The 18,663-nt window shown below is 34.1% G+C and carries 18 protein-coding genes; all 18 read right to left on the reverse strand.

Annotated features, from left to right (window positions below; all coding sequences use genetic code 11):
- Positions 1-44: 44 nt before the first annotated feature.
- The 18 genes from ACK1I8_RS01710 to ACK1I8_RS01795 all read right to left on the reverse strand — a co-directional run bounded on the left by ACK1I8_RS01710 (position 45) and on the right by ACK1I8_RS01795 (position 18,657).
- On the reverse strand, positions 45-1,457 hold the full coding sequence (locus ACK1I8_RS01710) for an exosortase Y-associated Wzy-like protein (RefSeq protein ID WP_412467644.1): 1,413 nt from the start codon (positions 1,455-1,457) through the stop codon (positions 45-47).
- The gene (locus tag ACK1I8_RS01715) at positions 1,447-2,604 is read right to left on the reverse strand and encodes a glycosyltransferase family 4 protein (protein WP_412467645.1); all 1,158 of its coding nucleotides are present in this window, start codon (positions 2,602-2,604) and stop codon (positions 1,447-1,449) included. Before ACK1I8_RS01715 ends, ACK1I8_RS01710 begins: the two co-directional genes overlap by 11 nt.
- 63 nt (positions 2,605-2,667) lie before the next feature.
- Complete coding sequence (locus ACK1I8_RS01720) at positions 2,668-3,945, reverse strand: glycosyltransferase (RefSeq protein WP_412467646.1); 1,278 nt, start codon at positions 3,943-3,945, stop codon at positions 2,668-2,670.
- 237 nt (positions 3,946-4,182) lie between these two features.
- Entirely contained in the window at positions 4,183-5,412 is a 1,230-nt protein-coding gene (locus tag ACK1I8_RS01725; RefSeq protein ID WP_412467647.1) for a hypothetical protein, read from the reverse strand.
- Complete coding sequence (locus tag ACK1I8_RS01730) at positions 5,409-6,359, reverse strand: hypothetical protein (RefSeq protein WP_412467648.1); 951 nt, start codon at positions 6,357-6,359, stop codon at positions 5,409-5,411. The genes ACK1I8_RS01725 and ACK1I8_RS01730 overlap by 4 nt, the downstream gene beginning before the upstream one ends.
- Positions 6,360-7,040 carry an FkbM family methyltransferase gene (locus tag ACK1I8_RS01735; RefSeq protein ID WP_412467649.1) on the reverse strand — a complete coding sequence of 227 codons (681 nt, stop codon included), beginning with the start codon at positions 7,038-7,040 and terminating at the stop codon, positions 6,360-6,362.
- A 316-nt stretch (positions 7,041-7,356) separates the two neighbouring features.
- Positions 7,357-7,608, reverse strand: coding sequence for an FkbM family methyltransferase (locus tag ACK1I8_RS01740; RefSeq protein WP_412469340.1), 252 nt, complete (start codon positions 7,606-7,608; stop codon positions 7,357-7,359).
- Between the two features lie 165 nt (positions 7,609-7,773).
- Complete coding sequence (locus ACK1I8_RS01745; protein WP_412467650.1) at positions 7,774-8,787, reverse strand: glycosyltransferase; 1,014 nt, start codon at positions 8,785-8,787, stop codon at positions 7,774-7,776.
- Between the two features lie 5 nt (positions 8,788-8,792).
- Positions 8,793-9,953, reverse strand: coding sequence for a glycosyltransferase (locus tag ACK1I8_RS01750; protein ID WP_412467651.1), 1,161 nt, complete (start codon positions 9,951-9,953; stop codon positions 8,793-8,795).
- Positions 9,950-10,699 carry an FkbM family methyltransferase gene (locus tag ACK1I8_RS01755; protein WP_412467652.1) on the reverse strand — a complete coding sequence of 250 codons (750 nt, stop codon included), beginning with the start codon at positions 10,697-10,699 and terminating at the stop codon, positions 9,950-9,952. Before ACK1I8_RS01755 ends, ACK1I8_RS01750 begins: the two co-directional genes overlap by 4 nt.
- On the reverse strand, positions 10,699-11,403 hold the full coding sequence (locus ACK1I8_RS01760; protein ID WP_412467653.1) for an FkbM family methyltransferase: 705 nt from the start codon (positions 11,401-11,403) through the stop codon (positions 10,699-10,701). The genes ACK1I8_RS01755 and ACK1I8_RS01760 overlap by 1 nt, the downstream gene beginning before the upstream one ends.
- Entirely contained in the window at positions 11,393-12,337 is a 945-nt protein-coding gene (locus ACK1I8_RS01765) for a glycosyltransferase family 2 protein (protein ID WP_412467654.1), read from the reverse strand. The genes ACK1I8_RS01760 and ACK1I8_RS01765 overlap by 11 nt, the downstream gene beginning before the upstream one ends.
- Entirely contained in the window at positions 12,334-13,275 is a 942-nt protein-coding gene (locus ACK1I8_RS01770; protein WP_412467655.1) for a glycosyltransferase family 2 protein, read from the reverse strand. Before ACK1I8_RS01770 ends, ACK1I8_RS01765 begins: the two co-directional genes overlap by 4 nt.
- Positions 13,272-14,591, reverse strand: a complete 1,320-nt coding sequence (locus tag ACK1I8_RS01775; protein ID WP_412467656.1) for a glycosyltransferase family 4 protein — start codon at positions 14,589-14,591, stop codon at positions 13,272-13,274. The genes ACK1I8_RS01770 and ACK1I8_RS01775 overlap by 4 nt, the downstream gene beginning before the upstream one ends.
- Entirely contained in the window at positions 14,588-15,529 is a 942-nt protein-coding gene (locus ACK1I8_RS01780) for a hypothetical protein (protein WP_412467657.1), read from the reverse strand. The genes ACK1I8_RS01775 and ACK1I8_RS01780 overlap by 4 nt, the downstream gene beginning before the upstream one ends.
- Positions 15,516-16,388, reverse strand: coding sequence for a glycosyltransferase (locus ACK1I8_RS01785; protein ID WP_412467658.1), 873 nt, complete (start codon positions 16,386-16,388; stop codon positions 15,516-15,518). Before ACK1I8_RS01785 ends, ACK1I8_RS01780 begins: the two co-directional genes overlap by 14 nt.
- A gap of 15 nt (positions 16,389-16,403) precedes the next feature.
- Entirely contained in the window at positions 16,404-17,405 is a 1,002-nt protein-coding gene (locus ACK1I8_RS01790) for a glycosyltransferase family 2 protein (protein ID WP_412467659.1), read from the reverse strand.
- A 22-nt stretch (positions 17,406-17,427) separates the two neighbouring features.
- Complete coding sequence (locus ACK1I8_RS01795; protein ID WP_412467660.1) at positions 17,428-18,657, reverse strand: glycosyltransferase family 4 protein; 1,230 nt, start codon at positions 18,655-18,657, stop codon at positions 17,428-17,430.
- Positions 18,658-18,663 lie beyond the last annotated feature (6 nt).

The following is an 18,663-nucleotide window of genomic DNA, read 5'->3' on the forward strand; positions in this document are numbered from 1 at the left end:
AATTTGCTAAGCATCCAGGCTCAAAAGATAAATCTTTTAACCACCTAATCAAATACAGGCTTTAGTACTTTTATTGTCCTTAGCAAAGCAAATAGAACCCACATAATTACATAACCCCAAAAGATGTTATTGAACATAAATTCGAAGTTATTGCCCCTCCAAAGCCCCTGAAAAATGCTATTAAACATAATGACGCAGCCCAATTCATAACCACCGAATATTTCCTCAGCCTTATCAGATAAGTGTTGCACCAGCATGCCATACAACACCATAAAAAAAAATATCCCCGGAATGCCCCAGCTTAAATAAGCATCAACAACAGGGCGGGTTTTGGCCGAAACTATCGATAGTTGATTAGCAACCCCAGCATCATAAACCCTTTGCATGGAAACGGTTTCCATATTGGGCTTTCCTGCCCAAAAAAATCTGGGTATTAAGCCTTCCAAAGAATTTTCAACTATTTCCCAGCCATAATATGGATGGTGTTCAGGCACATAATCTACAAATTGGGTAAACATTTCTATCTCACTTAACCTTCTGGTTAAAAAACTCCAATTCGTTTCTTCGATTTGTTCCTCATTTTTTGAATTTAGATTTTCAAAGGCTTGATGCTGCGCTTCCTGAGCACTTACTTCGCCATTCCAGCTTTGCCGAACGGTATTGTTGTAGGTAGGTAAAAAATAAAGTAATACATAAGCAGTTGGAATGGCTAAATAAAGAATCAGCTTTTTATAATATGGAAAAAATACGCAGGCAATAACAATCACGTTGATAATAATCGGTTCTTTATAACCTGATAGGGAGGCATGTAGAAAGTTGATGACAAAAATGCTGGCACCAATGCCCAGGTATCTAATATTTTTGGCGTTAACACCTTTAACAAATAATACTGCGGCACATGATATGCCAACTATAGTGAGCGGGATGGCAATTTGGTTAAGGCTAGGGAAACGTTGTGTTAATGAGCCAATGCCAAATACGATGATACTGAGCCAGATGAGGAAATCGTCACTTTCGAAAGTTTTCGCACTTTTAGGCCTAATGTTGTGTTTCTGAACCAACAGCATACCCGTAACCAATGCAGCATGTGCTAATAAACTCATGCGCTGGCAGCTGGCAATCAACATCGTTTGTTCATTTTCTTTAAATTGGGAACCATAATTAATTTCGGTTAAATACCGGTAGCCCAAATGATCCATGAAGTAAAATACAGACGTGACACACATAAATCCAGCAAAAATGAGTTGCAGCAGAAATATGGGCCGCATAATCTGCTTATGGATAGGCAAATCCTGATTGATAATGGCAGCGGGTGATAATATGGTAGTATAAAAAATAAAAAGCGAACCAAACCAGGCAGTAAAATACGATATGATCGGGCTATTGATCAATACATAAGAGATCAAGACCGGCAAGTATAACGTTAAGATTAGTTTAGTAGGATTGTTATTTTGCATGTTTATTTTGAATGGCATCCACAATAGCGTTCACTTGATTTTCGAAAGACCAATCTTGGATAATTTTTTGTGAAGCCAGTCCCATTTGGGTTAATTTAGTTTTATTTTCAGTTAGTATTTTAAGATTTTGTTTCAGATCAGTTAAATCACCTGATTTAAATACTGCTCCATTAACTCCCGGATTGACCAGATCAGCCGCGCAGCCAACCTTATCCGATACCAGGATTGCTTTTCCAGCAGCCATCGCTTCGTTAACTGCCAACCCCCAAGTTTCCTTTTTTGAAGGTAAGCAAAATAGATCACATGCCTGATAAATAGCCGGCATCTGGCTTTGATTTTGAAAATTTAGGAAATGGATTTTTTGGGAAGTTTTATCTAAACTTTCCCTCAAACTATTTTCCAAATGCCCGTTCCCTACAAAAAGCAAATGTACCTGTCTTAAATTGAGGGCTTGAAAAGCAGTAAGCAAAAGGAGGATGTTTTTAACAGATTCGAGTTTCCCGGCAAATAAAACCAGGATTTCATCTTCAGCAACCTTAAATCTGTTCCTTAAATTTGCTGCTTCAGCAGACCGATCTACACCAAAACGGTTATTATCTATTGCATGAGGCGCAAAAACTAATTGTTTTTCTTTAAGTCCAAAAGCCTTGAAATATGCCCAGTTAGCCGAGCCTACATAGAAAGCAAGATCAACATGGTGGTATACCCATTTAAGGAACATGCCTCTTAAAAAGCCTTTTATTCCGGCTAGTTTATGGAGCAAATTAGAATCTCCCCTAAAATAAACCGGAATTTTTCCTTTAAAAAACCTGATTGCCTTTAAGTGGCTATACCATGCCCATCCGTACACTAAAATGGCATCGGGCTTATAATTTTGTATAGTATTGATCAGGTATGGGTTTACGATTCCGTTGAAATGATGGGTGCCCTGATCTTTTGCCGAGTTTTTTAAAAATACATGATCATAGCCTTTCAGCAGTGGGATATCCCATTCAATATGCTGGTTAAAGCCTTTATCGTATTTAGATAAAGACTTTTCACCCCAGGTGTAAAAAACCTTTATTTCCAATTGTTTCGCCAGTAACTGGAAAACAGGTGCGTAATACTGGATCGGGTGGGTAATAATGATAGCCAGTTTTTTAGGCATATCGGGAGGATAAAATATTCACCAATCTAAGGTTTTTGAAACTGATCATTTAAAGTAAAACCATTATTCTATTACGCTGTTAAACAACGCAACCTGTTTTTTCGTCATTGAAGAAGCGGTATAAACTTCAAATTTGCTCCAATCGGTTGCCGAAGGCGTGTGCTGCGTTACGGCAGCTAAATAGCCGGTCAATGTTTGCTCTGCAATTGTAGCCGCCTGGTTGATAGGAATTAAAAAACCTGCATTACAATCACTGATGATTCTTAACACACTGCTTTCGGGGTGCACAATCGCGAGCAAGGGCTTTTTTGCCAAAATGTAAGGATAAAGTTTAGATGCTGTGTAGGCTGCCTGATTAGAGCCTATGATGATCAAGCCATCAGCATGTTGCAGGTTTTTAATGCTTTCATAAAAGCCAATCCTGTCGGTATATTCAGTTACCTGTTCAGCAATGCCAAGTTCGGCAGCTATTGGAGAAATAGTTGGTATTCCTTTACTTTTTGGTGCGTAACTGGTGCCAATAAAATGCAGATGTATGCTACTAAAAAGAGCCGGCTGGGAAACCAGACCTTCCTTAAAAGCACTAAAAAGGGTATGAACGGCCTGTTTCATATCATGGCCGCCACGCCCAATATAAACCAGGTTGATTTTTTTTCGTAGAGCATAAGCTATCGGAAGTTGTGCGCTATTTGCCTTGGCAATTTTGAAATCTATATCAAAAGCACCGAATGTAATCACTTTAAAAGGCTTTGTTTTGAGTATTGGATACCGTTCATGCAGCGTTTTGATGTAAGTGGCGGATACGCTGATCAGTCCATCCGCTTTTTTCATAGCCTTAGGCTCCAGAAATTTGTGTAAACGATAGGAAAACCAATACTTTTTTGGCCTTTCAGCTTTGGGTTTATTCTGGTAATAATCGGTATGCCAGGGGTCTTGCATGTCAATTACATAAGGTATGCCGAATTTCTTTTTCCAATAAGCGCCGAGAATGCATATTGGAAATTCTGTCGTTGAAAAATAGATCAGATCAAATTTTTGTTGTTTTAATAAGTGAGCTCCTTTTTTTCTGAAATGCCATAATGATCTTAAAGCTAAACTTCCCAAACCTAACTTACTAGTCCATTCTTTCGGTAAGGCTTTAATCTTATGAATTTTAATCGACGGAGGAACAGAATTTAATAGAAGTTTATCTTCAACTACATCATAGTAGCGTTCGTCAACCGTGATCACTTCAGCTTCCCAACCGAATTTCTCGAAATAAGGTAAACTCATCCTGATCCGCTGCATGTCGGCGGTATTAGCCGGTGGAAAGTAAGGAGAGATGATGAGTACGCGTTTCAATGTATTTTTCGTTTATAGTTTATGACCAGTCTCTCTGTAAAATAATATAATAACCGCTTCGTGGCCAAACTTAAAAGCGCTAAAAAAGTAAACCATTAACTTATCATACCATGCATAGTTTTTTGGGTGTGAAGCCAAGCTATTTTGATAGGATTGTGTAAGTGCCAATCGGACATGGTAAATCATAACATATAATGCAGTGAATCCTGATACCATCTAAAGCTTTAAAATTTTCTTTTAACATCGAAGTGTCTGCTCAACAATATTTAAAAATTTCTTGCTTTCTACCTCCCAATTCAAAACTTCATTAACATATTTTAGCGCCTGTTCTTGGTGGTTGCTCAATAAAACATTATCATTAATGTAAATTTTAAGAAGATTGGCCAAAGATGCTGCATTATTTTTGTCATAAACCATCCCCATATTTGGGAATTCCTGCATGAATTGTTTTTGAGCAGAGGTATCTGATGCGATAACAGCCAATCCAGATTGGATATAAGTGAAGATTTTGTTAGTCAGGCATATATCTCTATTGTGGGGTACATCAGTTTCTGTAGCTAAACCAATATCAAATGTTAATCCTAAATTAAAAATGTCAGGTTCAGGGACAGGGTTATAATAAAATATGGCGTGATCACCTAATCCGTTTGTTTCCGCCAACTTATTAAAGGAAGTTTTGATTTCATCAGTGCAAGATCCTAATAAGTGTAGTTCTAATTTTGGATTATTCAACATACCCATCGCTTTTATAACTGTTTCGATACCACGATGTAGACCAACTGTTTGCGAAAACCAAAAGAGCCTTAGATGTTTATGCACAGTAGTTTTAATGCCTAAATTTTGTCTGGGAAATACATTGAGTATAGTTATTGGATTAGTTTTTGGATAAAGCTTTTTATACGCTTTACTTATTGAAGGACTTGAAGTTGAAATATAATTTAGCTCCCGAATGTATTTATCTTCGACGTATGTCTTCAATCGTACATCGAAATTTTTAATTTCATTAGACTGTTCATTTCTATGGAAATCCTCAGCATCAAAACCACATTTAGCATTATTTTTTTTGGCAGCTTTGATCACGGCAGGTAGTGCCGCTAAATTATGTCCAATATAAAGATCTGCCTTAATGGTTTGTGCTTTTCTGGTTAACAAATAAGTACTACGTCCGATAGCTGCTTCCGCCAGTAAATTTCTTGGATCTGTTAGCTTCAAAATAGAAGTGGCCAGTTTATGTTGAATTCTAGTATACCAATAAATTAGCTTTTGTTTATGAGTACTACCGCCAACACGAATGGCTTTCCAATACTTGTTTTTTAATAATTCGATGTCAAGTTCGGTGCCCCAATCATTCCAATATTGATAAATGACTTTAACCTCGTATCCTGCTTCAACTAAGGCATCAGCTTCTTTAACCAGCCTAGGGTTTAATGAAGGTTGACCAGATGTAATGAGTACGATTCTTTTCAACTATTCTTAAAAAAATTAATCCAAGATTTCAATTTAATATTTTCATAGCCTAACTGTTCTGTAGGAACGATTCCATCTTTAACAGAATCATTTATTTGAGGTAGAATATTTAAATAATCTTTAGGCTTATCAAGCGGATGTAATGACCAGCAATCATTAGCATTCATTATAAACCTGTATTTTCCAGCATATTTAAATCTTTTAAAGAACATGTTTTCTACTGCTCTAGGATAGCCTCTATCCAAATATTTAACTAATAAAGTCTCAATTAACGCAGGGCCTTTTAATATAGGGAGTAATTTTTCCAATCTTTTTTTATCAATTAAAAAATGTCTTGCAGAAAAAAACTCATCCTTGAATCCATCGGATACTGATTTAAATTTTGACCAATGATCATAGCTTGGTTTCGAAATTTTAAGATCATTCAAAGGGGCTGAGCCAGCGCAAATAGAAATACAATCATCGTTTTTTTCTAATAATCGTATAGCTTTTTCGTACCATATAAAATTTCTTTTTTGGTAAAAAATCATATCTCCATCAAAATGTAGTACATACCTAGTTTTGCTTAATTCTAAGCCAGCTAAATAGGAAGTAATGCCTATTCCACCATATTCATGTGTATCTTTTACAATATTCCTTAAATATTTTTTTGATGTAATTGCTATGATGGGATCATCTTTTTCTAAAAAATGAACTTCAGAAACCGTTCCATTTGACAATAGTGTATTGGCAATTTGCTTAATTTTAATTACCCTTTCGCTGTAAGCAGGTTCGGGGTATTTCTTAGATGGATCGACAAGTTTAGTCCGCTGTGGTTTACAACAATCAACTATTAATAGTCTGTTTTTTATAGCTAAATGCTGATTTACTAATGCTGGTATAGTTATAAGTGCATAATTTATATCTCCGGGAGATAGATTAAATTGCAAAGTAATATTATCATTCACCTAATTATTCTTTTGTGATAATAAACTGTTCACGCCATCTAAATCATATGTTGCAAAATAATTTTCTTTAGATGGTTGGTAATTTGTGTAGCATAATTGGTTATTTAAAACATCATATCTGCACAATTTGTAATCTTTAGATAACAAATAGTTAATCAGATCTTTAGGTTCAATATTTGATGTTTTTAGGCCAGCATTGATTTCTAGCTGGATTACCTTAATTTTTTTTTGATCTAACAATTTTTTGGCACCCATTAAAACAGATAGCTCGAAGCCTTCTGTATCAATCTTTACAAATTTGAATGTCGTTATCTGCTTATCTTCTGAATAAGTATCTAGTTGAACTGAGTCTTTTTGTACTCCTTTACTATCTAAATTATTAGTAATATGATTTTCTCCATCTAATTGCTCAGTAAAATTTAATTTGCCATTTGTTTCACTAACAATCAATTTGTTTAAAGAAACTATATTATTTAATGCATTAAGTTTCACGTTATTTTCAAGCCTATTAAAATTGATATCGTCAGGCTCAAATGAGTGAATTTTTCCATATTTGATGAATTTAGACATCCAAATCGTGTAGAATCCAATATTTGTTCCGATGTCACAAACATGATCGTCTTGTTTTAAAAACTTACTTATAAATATAAATTCTTCCCAATCTACAATGTAATTATACATTAGCCACATGGAATGGAAAGAATCGTAATTTAAATGAATTTTTCTATTCGTCCAAAATGGATAAATTACATCCTTTAACTTCAGTATGCGAATAATTTTCCAGTACAAAAAACGCTTAAAGGCATTTATCTTATTCTCTTTATTGAACTCTGATTTAAACAAGTTTTTAAAAGAATAAAGCATAACTAATTCATAGGGTATTCGAACTAATCATGTAACCATGATTCTTGTTAAAAGCCAAGAGATTTAATTCAAGGTTTTGATGCTCCACGTCAAAAATGTTTAGATTTAATTTTGCTCCGTTAATAGTTAGCAACTATATTGAAAAGTGAAGTGATTTTAAAAGATTTATAATCTCAATAGGATGGTAATTATACTTGTTAATAACAGAGTATTCAAAATAAATAGATGAACAAATTTTAAGATTTTTTAAAGCTCCTTTTACAACAAATAATTCACATCCTTCTACATCTTTTTTCAAAGGAGAGATCGTAAGAAGAACAAATAAGTGATCTAATTTTCTCATTTGTAGGTGTATGCTTTTATTTGTTCCAATCTTATCATCAATGACTTTATTTGGTCATCAGATCCAATATTTGAAAATACAGTTTCTTTGTCATCTTCTCAAATGCAAATTGATATAAAATATTTGTATCTAAATTATTTAATTTAAAATTTCCTTCAAGTGATTTAAAAGTATTGGGGTGAGCCTCTTTTTCAAATCCTGATTAGATTATCTATGTAAAATAGCATCGTATAACTTTATGTAATTTTCCACTATTTTTTTACTAGAAAATTTATTTTCAGCACTTAAATATGCTTTCTTTCTAGATATTAAAGCAGATTGTTCTATATATTGGCACAGCTCATCAAAATCGTTAGCTAAGTAACCATTAACTCCGTGTTCTACTATCTCCGTCACAGCTCCTTTGCGATAACCAATTATGGGTGTTCCACAAGCCAAAGATTCGGCCATTACAATCCCAAAAGGTTCATTCCACTCTATTGGCATTAAAAGGGCGCTCGCAATTCCTAAGAGTTTGTTTTTTTCATCGTCATTAACTTGCCCAACATAAACTATTTTATCGTTTAAATACGGTTTAATTTCGCTGTCAAAATAATTTTGATGCTCAGTTGGAATATTGCCTGCAATGATGAGTTTTCTATTTGTTTTGAGTGCTGCTTTTACTGCATTATGGGTTCCTTTTATTGGCTCGATTCGGCCTAAAGACATCAATGGTGCATCATCTTCAACTCTATTGCGATAATCATAAATATTTTGGTCTACACCATTATATATTGTTTCTGCGGGAGCGAATGGTGCGATTTGATTGGTAATATAGTTGCTACAACCAGTAAATGTTAATGTTTCTTTGCGTGAAATTCTTAGAGCTTTTTTTATTTGTCCGATTGTAGGCTTTCTTTGATATGACATAATTTTCTGTACATCTGTCATAAAAAAAGGCGCTAAATATGCTAGGCGACTAAAACTATGAATAATATCTGGGCGCCATTTTTTTAGTTGGTTAATAGTAGCTATATTTTTCAATTGATCTATCAAACCATTGGATGTAGAAGTATACTTTATTAAGTCAACATTAACATTAGAATCTTTATGTGCGACTAATATTACATCGTGACCATTTTTTTTCAAGCCATCTAATAAAAAATGAATTATTCTTTCAATGCCACCATAGTTAACAGGCGGAACGGGTATAAATGGATCAGCGGTTACGGCAATTCTCATTCTAATTATCCATTAAAATAATTGTTGATTTTACGAAGTGAATTTGGAATGCTATGCTGATTTAAAGATCTATTTTGCCCTTCGACTCTTAGGTGGTCTCTTTTATTTTTATCTTTTTTTAAGAGCTCTATTTTTTCTGATAGTTCTTCAACACTCTTATAAGTTTCAATTTCAGTGCCTAATTCATAGAGAAATTCTAAACCTTCTGTATATTCCGTAAGATAACACGCACCAAGCATTGGGGCTTCAATATCTCTTAATCTTGAGTAAGTATTTGGCTTTTTTAAAGGATAATTGAAGCTAGGATAGCGATTAATGCCTAGTGTGATAAGACTTTGTTTCGTAATTTTAATATAGTCTTCAAATTCAATTTTTCCGTTGAGTTGAGGCTGTAATTTCAATGAAATTTCAAAAGAATGATGATTGCGTTTTAGTTTTTCAAAATAACTACTAAACCCAAATCTTTTGATAAAATCAATTTGATTGTTAGCTGTTTGTAAGATACTCGGTTTTTTTAGCGGCTTAGTTAAATCTTTTGTTTCATCATTTATCCAGCCAGCGCCGTAAATTTTAAGGTTTATATTTTGCTTGATTACTTCTTCTAAAAACATGATTCTTTGTATATCCTTTGAGCCAATAAAGGATATTTCATTAGCTTCCTTTAATTTAAGATTTCTATTTTTATAATTTACCCACATCGGCATTGGCAAGTTTAGAAAGTTATAGCTATGTTTTTGATACATTTTTAATGCATTGTATTCAGGCACCCAGTTAAGATCAAATACTGCAAACTCTTTAGGCACGTTTTTAAATTCACGCACATTATCACAAAAGAAATTTACACATGGAATTCCTAGTGATTGTATTTCTTTAATTGCCTGCTCATCAATTTGCTGTGGATAAAAATAACTTAAAAAATAGGTGATTGGCTTATTACCATGTTGTTTTTTAATCTCTTTAACTGTAAGCTCCCAAGTATCAGATTTCCATTTTTTAAACTTATCTGTCCCTTGTTGATGTACCAATCCTTCTGCCCAATCTACTGTAGCTTCGCACCAATTAAATCCCGCTTCTTCAATTCCATTTTTAATATAATATTCCCAGAATGAATAAGCGGATATATTATGGTTTACTTTGGATTGTAAGAAAGCTAGAAAGATATTCATGACTGATGATTGACGAATAAAATGTCAACTTGGGTTAGGTTTTTACCATTTCGCAGATTTTCACCAAAGGCTTTAACCTTAAAATAGTTTGAATTCATAAATAGGATTACTTCTTCAAATAATGGTTGATTCTTATAATATTCTATAAAACTTACTTCCATAATAATATACTTAACAGAACTTAAGAGCATTACAGCTCCTTTCAAGGCCTCAAGTTCATACCCTTGGATATCTAACTTAATAAGATCAGGTTGCAATAATCCTTCTTGTTTAAAAAAATCATCGAGCTTAACAATTTGTATCACTAATTTATCAAGTTCTTTAATTTGGAATGAACTGTGAAGTAAAGGCGTAGCATTTAGGATGCTCGATGCGTCTGCAAAAGAATTGAGATTGATCTTTGAAGTAATATTTTCATTGCCAACAGCCTTGAGATATAAATTAATATTATCCAAAACTTTGGTGTTTTTTTCAAATTCTAACCTGCAGAATTCTAAAGGTTCAAATGCATAAATTTGTGCATTTGAAAAAATGCTTTTTGCCAGTAAAGTCCAAGTACCAGTATTTGCTCCAATATCAACAATAACATTAATTTGAGCCTCAGATTGAATAAGTTCCAATAACTCCAAAGAATCTATATGTCCTGAATGTAAATCCTTAGCTGGTGTATGTTTTAATTTATTTAACCTCTTTTTCTTTTGGAGGAAATTATTAAGCCTAAGAATTATTTTATTAAAAAGGCCCACTAGTTAAAAAGATTTTGTTCTACAAAAATGGTATTGATATAAGTATCAGCAAAAATCTTATAGCCATTCCTTAACATTAGCTGTATAATTTCATCAGATTTAACACCTGTTAGGTTGGTTGAATAAGAAATAGTTTCGATACAAAAAAATTTAGGTCGATAGATCTTGAAGTTGAATTCATTTAATATGTCAACATCAATTCCTTCCACATCTAAAGAGATAATATCAGGACAGGTTTTAAAATTCAAACTAATCAGCTCATTAACATTAATTAAATCCATTGGAATTGCCTTTAAAATTTTTCCTTCACCATTCTTTTCAATTTTATTAGCTTCCTCAGCAGAAAAAGTACTGAGTAACGAATTATCCATTAGGTAATAGATACCACTTTTTGCACCACCAATTCCAACACCAACATTTAAACATTTATCCTCTTTCCTATGTAACCTAATTTTATTGTAAAGTGTAGGATTTGGCTCTACACAAACACCTCTAAAGCCAGACAGGTAAAGCAAATATGTATTGTTCATATTATAGGGATGATTTGCTCCGATATCCAAATAAGTTATATTTTTCAACTTTAGGGAATCTATTATAAACTTGAGGATCAAGTCTTCTCCTACTTGGGAAAAACTGAATTTTATGTACGTGCCGAAAAATTTGGACAGTATCTTTTTAACTGGAAAAAATAATCTATGTATCAAGGATTTTTTTTAATCGTTTTATAAATTTCCAACCAAAAATTTTAAATAGCAAACGTTTATTATTTGAATATTTAAGTGTTGGTTTTGGTAAAAACTTTAATTTATTATTTGCTTGTTTCAGTAAATCTGGATAATCAGGATAACACATATAAATGAATGACTGCCATACATTTGCTACGCATTGTTTTGCTTTATCGCTTTGATCCTTTTCGAGCAAATATCCGGTGCTTAAATTAATAGATTTAAAACATGATTCTACCGCTTTTTGTCCATATTCACCAGACAAAGTTCCCAAGTTACCTGATCTATAATATACAATACTTTGGTCTGAAAATTTAACTTCTGAGGAATTTAAAATTAATCTAGTGAAAAACTCTAAATCATTGATAACAGTTAAACTTTCATCCCATAATCCGACTTTCTCTAGAGTAGTCCTGGGAATTAACCATAAACCACATTGCAACATGGATTTTCCACTTTCCCAACTGCTAAGAACCCACTCAACTGGCTTTAAATCTTTCCAGCATTCTTCCCAACTTAATTTAAAAGTAGATATATCATTATAATAAAAACGACCCCACTTTGCTGATATAATTGATGTTGGGTTTTTAGCTAATAACTTCGCTTGCTCCTCCAGCATATTTAAGGAGATTAAATCATCAGAATCAAAAAATTTAATGTAGTCGCCTTTGGATTGTTTAAAGCCATAGTTATTCGCAACACATTGACCCTGATTTTCTTGAGAGTATATTTTTATTTTTGGAGATTCGAACTTTTTTGCCAAACTAAGGCTGTTGTCAGTGCTTCCATCATTAACAATAATAAGTTCCCAATTTGAATACGTTTGATTTATAATACACTCAATTGAATCTGAAACATACATTTCAACATTATAAAGTGGCATAATAATTGAAATTAAAGGCTCATTAGTCATTTTCTCAAACTCGGCTTAAAAAATCTAATTAGTTTCTCTCTCATCCAGTATCCAAACAGAGGATTAATTAATGATAAGAGCTTAAATGAGTTACTCCCTTTAAATTTTATTTTGGAATAGGTCTGTTTACTTAAGTTCAATGCCTTCTTCACATATTTCCAATCATTTTCTGCAGCTAGTATTGTTGCAACATCTAATAGCGCACTTGCTAGTTCGATTGGATATTTTTTACCGCTATTTTTTACCGCTTTTTCTAAAACATAATAGTTGGCTTTTGCACAATTTAATCTGTTTGATGCAGACATACTTTCCTCGTACTGGTAATTAATGCAAGTAATTTTTGGCAAATAGTCGAATTTCAATCCATTTGTAGCTAATCTAATATGAAATGCATTATCTTCATTATAAAGCACTTTTTTGTCAAGATCAAATCCTCCAGCTTTAATCAAATCTTCTTTTTTATATACCCCGAAATTCACAATTTTATGTTCGATCGCATATTTAAGGCTATCAGCATGCATCGCATCAACATTATGATTAGCTTCACCTAATACAAGATTACTTTTGAAATTGACGTATCGAAAATTCAGAAGCAAAACTTGGTATTGATTGCCATTTTTTTCAATCCACTGATGTATTTCTTGTGTGAAATTGGGAAGAAGGTCGTCGTCGGCATCATGAAAGTGTAGCCAATCAGATTTTGCATAAGCGGCTAACTCGTTTTTTCCAAAAGAACAGCCTTCGTTGATCTTTCCTTTGATCACCTTAGCACCGTAACTTTCGGCAACGTCTTTCGTATTGTCGTTGCTACAATCATCGTAAACAAGGATTTCATCAAATGGGATTTCCTGATTTTTCGCAGACATTAAAATCCTTGGCAAATGCTGTGCGGCATTGTACGCTGGAATACATAAAGCAAGTGAGGGTTTCAAAATCATCTGCTTATTTTTTGCTTTATTCTTTGCAATACATGTTTGAAAATTACCTTTAGCGGGAAAGTTCTCAAAATTTCTGAAGTTGTGTTTTTGTTATAAACAGGTTTAAAGAGTTGGTCCAAATAAATGTTACTTGGCAAAGCTTTAAATGTTTTTAAGGTTTGTCGATATAATGAAAAATTTTGTTCCGCCAATGCATCTTCATAAAGCGTTGTGCGCATAGTTTTAAACCCCTCATTTATCATATTTTGATAGGCTTGTTGGTCCAAGTTTGAAATGAGAGCTAGGCAATTTGCCAATTCTTTGGGATTAGTTGCCTTATATTTAAAACCATTAACTCCGTGCTTAATTAAGGATGATGATCCTGCACCGTCAGCACACACCACTGGAGTACCGACACTTAAATATTCTAAAAGTGTAAAATTGAACATATCCCAAGTTGAAGGAATAACCGCGAATTTTGCTTTGGCTTGTTCTACCTTAATTTCTTGATTTGGCAATGCATTTTGAGGTGCGATTGTTTTTTCCCACACTGTAGGATATTTCTTTTTTAGATATGCTGAGGTACTTAATTCAGAAGAATAGGCTGTATCTCGTCCATACCATTTAATCAAAATAGAAGGGTCGGACAACGATTCAACGGCTTCACACAGTTGTTCAGGACCCTTCCATCGCTGAATGCGGGCACAAACGATCCCAAAATTTTCTTTTGTTACTTGTCGTGGCTTTGATGGTTCCTTATAAATCGGTAATACAACAGTAATTTGTTTGTTGGGAAAAATATTTTGCCAAAACTTACAGTTTTGTTCGCTATGCGTAACCAATTGATCGCAACGATTGAGCAAAAGCAATTCTGTTTTCCTATTAATGTCCCCATTAAATTTGTCGTTTAGCTGGGGTTCATGTCGTTCTATTTGTCCGTAACTTCCATGTAATCTGGTTATTATTGGTTTGCTGTGATGGATTGTCCAAGGGACATACCCTAAGGCAAAATCAGTACATTCTATGATATCATATCCTTCGCCAGCGTTACTCTGTTCCCACATTGCCCAGGCCGCTGCCAAATTTCGTTGATAATCTGGAGTCAGCCTCAGATGAGAAAACTGTTGCAGATACTTGGAAAACAGGTAGGGCTTCAAATCTTCGGTTTTGATGTTATTATCTTCAAAACCTGAGCTGCCCTGAAAATAACCACTGCCTATCACTACTTTTACTTCTTCGCATTGAGCTGCGATTTTTTTGACATAATGGATGTAATAAGTTGAAATACCACCTCCCGAGTGCGGATAATATTCTGGAAGTATAAATAAAACTTTCATTTAGCTTGTCTTAACTGATCTAAAAATGATTGGTGAAGCACTGCTTGGTTACGGCTATTTCTTAAAAAATCTCTGTATTTTTCAACCACCTCAATGTGATTTCTTTCTTCCCAATTTGCTATTACTTTCAAAGCAGAAAAGAAAATAGTGATTGGACTTATTTTTTTAAAAAGGGACTTAATTTCATTTGGATAACAGGTAGGAGCCTCTCCGATTGGCATGCAGCCTGCATAGGCACATTCGTGAAATTTTAAGAACTCTATATTGCATCTCGAACCACATAATAACATAAATTTATAACCAGAAAGATAGGAGATAAACTTGTCGGCAACAAACTTATGAGCTGGGGGCAAATCTTGCATTTCCTGATACCCTGGATGTTTTAAAACGGTAAAGAAAATTCTTGATAAGCTACGTCGGCTCTTTAACCAGAGTTTGGAACGGTAAGGGTAAATAATTTTATTAATCGAACCCGATATGATCACTTTGCTTTTTCTTTGAAGTAAATTATCCAATCGTTGTTCTTTTGCTTCATCGTAAACATAAGGAATGTAAATTATGGGCTTGTTAGTCAATACTGCGAATTCTGCAGTTAGTTCTTTTGGTTCATAAACAGTCAACAACCTGATGTTTTCGTGTTTTAAGATGCTGATGATCCACTTATAATAGAAACTATTTTGGTGCTCAAGATAAGGATCAACAATTTTGACAATAAAAGTAATCTCTGGATTTTCTGTTATACATGAGGCTAAATAATCACACTCACTTTTGTCAATCCTGTTGTCGATCACATAAATTTCGTTGTAAGAAAATTTCTTTAAACTACTCAATCGCACAACATCCCAGGACATAGATTTCGCATAGCCGGGGCCCGCATCATTGCAAATCAATTTCGAATAGTCAAGTTTGTCTGAGACAATATAGTTAACCCGATCCATTAAAGGTTTGAAGCATCAAATGTTTTAAAAAAAATAGATTGATTCGTTGAAACGGTCTCCTCAAGAAGGCTAACGAACAAAACTGGTAAGCCAGTTTCAAACTGTACCTAGATCGCAACAACGAAATTGCGAATTGGTTCAAATCATCAATCTCCCTTTCACGGAGCGTTTTGTGATCGGCTTCTATTTGAACCGGTAAAGAAGCCGACCATTTTTTTGTTATTTTTAATTGGCTTTCGATCCAGGCAACGGTATTTCCGCCGCTGCTTGCATGTTCAATTAGCATATCATAGACCACGACAACCTTTCCTAATTGTGCCATTGCTAAACTAAAATCAATATCATAGCCGTGAAAATCCATTAATGTCAAGTCGTCGAAATTATATTTTTGCCAAAAAATTTTTTTGGTGCCCAGCAGCATGCCATCTAAAGTGGCGACTTCGCTATGCATTTCGTATTTTGGGTTATGGTAATAATGAATTGGCTTTTCATTTAAAACCGCTTGTAACTGATTCATGCGATTGGTATGTTGCACGATGGAATAGACACCAGATGGGAAAGCAGTTTTTACAGTATTTCCAACTACCCCAATTAATGAAATGTTTGCATTTTTCTCGAAATGATTAATAAAATTAATATCCCAGTTTTGTGTTTTAAAGATGATATCTTCATGCACAAAACAAAGGTATTCAAATTTGCTCTTTGAAGCTCCAAAATTGTAGGCACTGCAAATGCTGTATTTGTGCTCGGTGTTGTCAATAACAATCAGTTCGTAAGGATGAAACGTAGTTTCGACAAGGCTTTGTTGCAACAAAGCTAATTTTTTCGGATTGATTGAGCAGGTCACGATTGAAATCATGAAACCAAAGGATACCTAACGATCATCAAAATTTTTAATTTTAGACAGATATTTTTGCTCATCTATCGTGCTGAAAAATTTGTATAGCTTTTGAACATAAATCACTTCCCTGGGATAAAACCATGATTGGATATATTTGAAAAATGAAATATTTTTGTCAAACCGGTGCAACTGAGCGATTAAGGTATTATCGGCTTTCCATTTTTCCACGAATGAGCTGTTTTGAGTTTTAGCATCAGGTTGTATTCTTACAATACCTAAAGGAAACTTAACGTGTTTTAACTTTCTTTTAGGAACGAGTCTGAACCATAATTCCGAATCGACCGCGCAATGGAGTTGTTCTAAAATCGGCTCATGTATTTCTGCCTTCCAAAAACACGAATGTTGCATCAGTATTCCTCCCGAAAACAAATATTTAGCAATCACATAGTTGGCTTTTTCGTAAAAGATTTTCTTTTTTTTCTCATCTATCACTAAGCAATCACCGTAGAGGAAATCCGGTTTTCCTTTGGAATAGGCTTCTGCCAGTTTAAAAAATGAATCCTCCATGTAAAAATCATCACTATTTATCCAGCCATAAATTTCGCCGGAAGCTAAGCTGAATCCCAAATTGATCGCATTCCCTTGTCCATTATCTTTTTTACTTTGCCAGTAACTAATCCAGGGAGAGTAGTTTTCCAGAATTTGTTGGGTTTCATCTGTACTCCCGCCATCCATAACAATATATTCTAAGTTAGGATAATTTTGAAGCAGCACAGCCCTAATCGTTTCTTCAATATATTTCCCTTGATTATAAGATGGGGTAACGATTGTGATTTTGGGCCATTTGATATCTTTTTGATACCGACTTGGCTTGGTTTGTCTATCCCAAGGCCAACCTTTTTTTATGCTTTTGGGTAATTCTGCCAACAAGCCATTTTCAGAAAAATTTATAGTCGGTACCGGATAGCTAATGCCTCCGTTGATAAACTGTTCTTTATAACTCGCTAAGTTTGGAAGTAATTCGTTAATATTCAATTTATGACGTATGATGATGTTGTTAATGTCCCCAGGTAGATCTTATGGACCTGATTTTTAACAGAGATTTCTGTAAAGCTAACATTGCAGCATGAATGTTAAAATTACTAGAATCAAATTTCTTTGCTGTTTTGTTCATAATGCTCGACTGCATCTTTTCAATTAGATCGTCAACATTTGTGGGGTCGAAATAGGTGGCGTAATCTTTCATTAATTCTCTGTGCCCCGCCAAATCGCTAATTAATACTGGGCAAGCTAAAGTTGCAGCTTCCAATGGTGGCATGTTCGAAGGACCTAAAAACGTAGGCATAACTAAAGCAATTGCATTCTTATAAAATGTAAATAACTCTTCATTACTCACAAAACCCAGTATTTTTATGGTATCTTTCAGGTTAGAGGCCTTAATGCGATCTTCGATGTATGGAAGATTTCCTTTGTTACTACCGGTTAAAATCAATTTGATTCGAGGATACAACTTGTTGATTTGCTGCATTGCTTCAATTAATAAATTATGATTTTTATGCGCCCAAAACTGAGCTGGATATATAAAAAATTCATATTTAGTTATTTCAGCCTTTTTTAGTATCTCATTTTGAGTTTCATCAGATACATTTTCATTAACGACGGCGCCGGGAAAAATAGGCATCACCCCAATTTTATTTTCACTGATTGATGTAAAATTAATCAGCTCGTCTTTGCCAGTTTGAGTTTCAGTTAATATATATAGTGCACGGTTTAGAGTTTGGCAATAATATGATTCTCGGCTTTCAAAAGATTCTCCAAATTCTGGAAACATATAGGTCGATCGGTGCCCAATATCCCAATGTATAGTAACGAAAGGAAAGTTGAAGTCGATACCGTCAGGTTTTACATACAATATAAGGTGTATGTTGATTTCTATCAGAGCCTTTTTTATATTTATACTTCTTTTTTCGGCATGTTTGCGCTCTAAGAAGTTGTAAAAACTACCAAAAAAATTCTTTCCGAGTTTTTTTAACAATTCGATGGTTATTTTTCTGATACGATCCGAAAGACTATGTTTTTGAAACGGATGAAAACTAACCACCTTTTTTTTACTCTTGATTTCTGCCTTTCCGGTGTAATCTAAAAATATGACCTCAATCCCTTCTGGAAAAGTATGATTGTCAATACCTGCAATTAATTGCGTTACATAAGAAAATGATCCGCCTGCATGCATGTCATAACTAGAATAATCAATCGGAATACCCACGCGTAATTTAAATTCTGACATTTTCTT

The sequence above is a fragment of the Pedobacter sp. KLB.chiD genome (assembly GCF_047040275.1).
Lineage (GTDB): Bacteria > Bacteroidota > Bacteroidia > Sphingobacteriales > Sphingobacteriaceae > Pedobacter.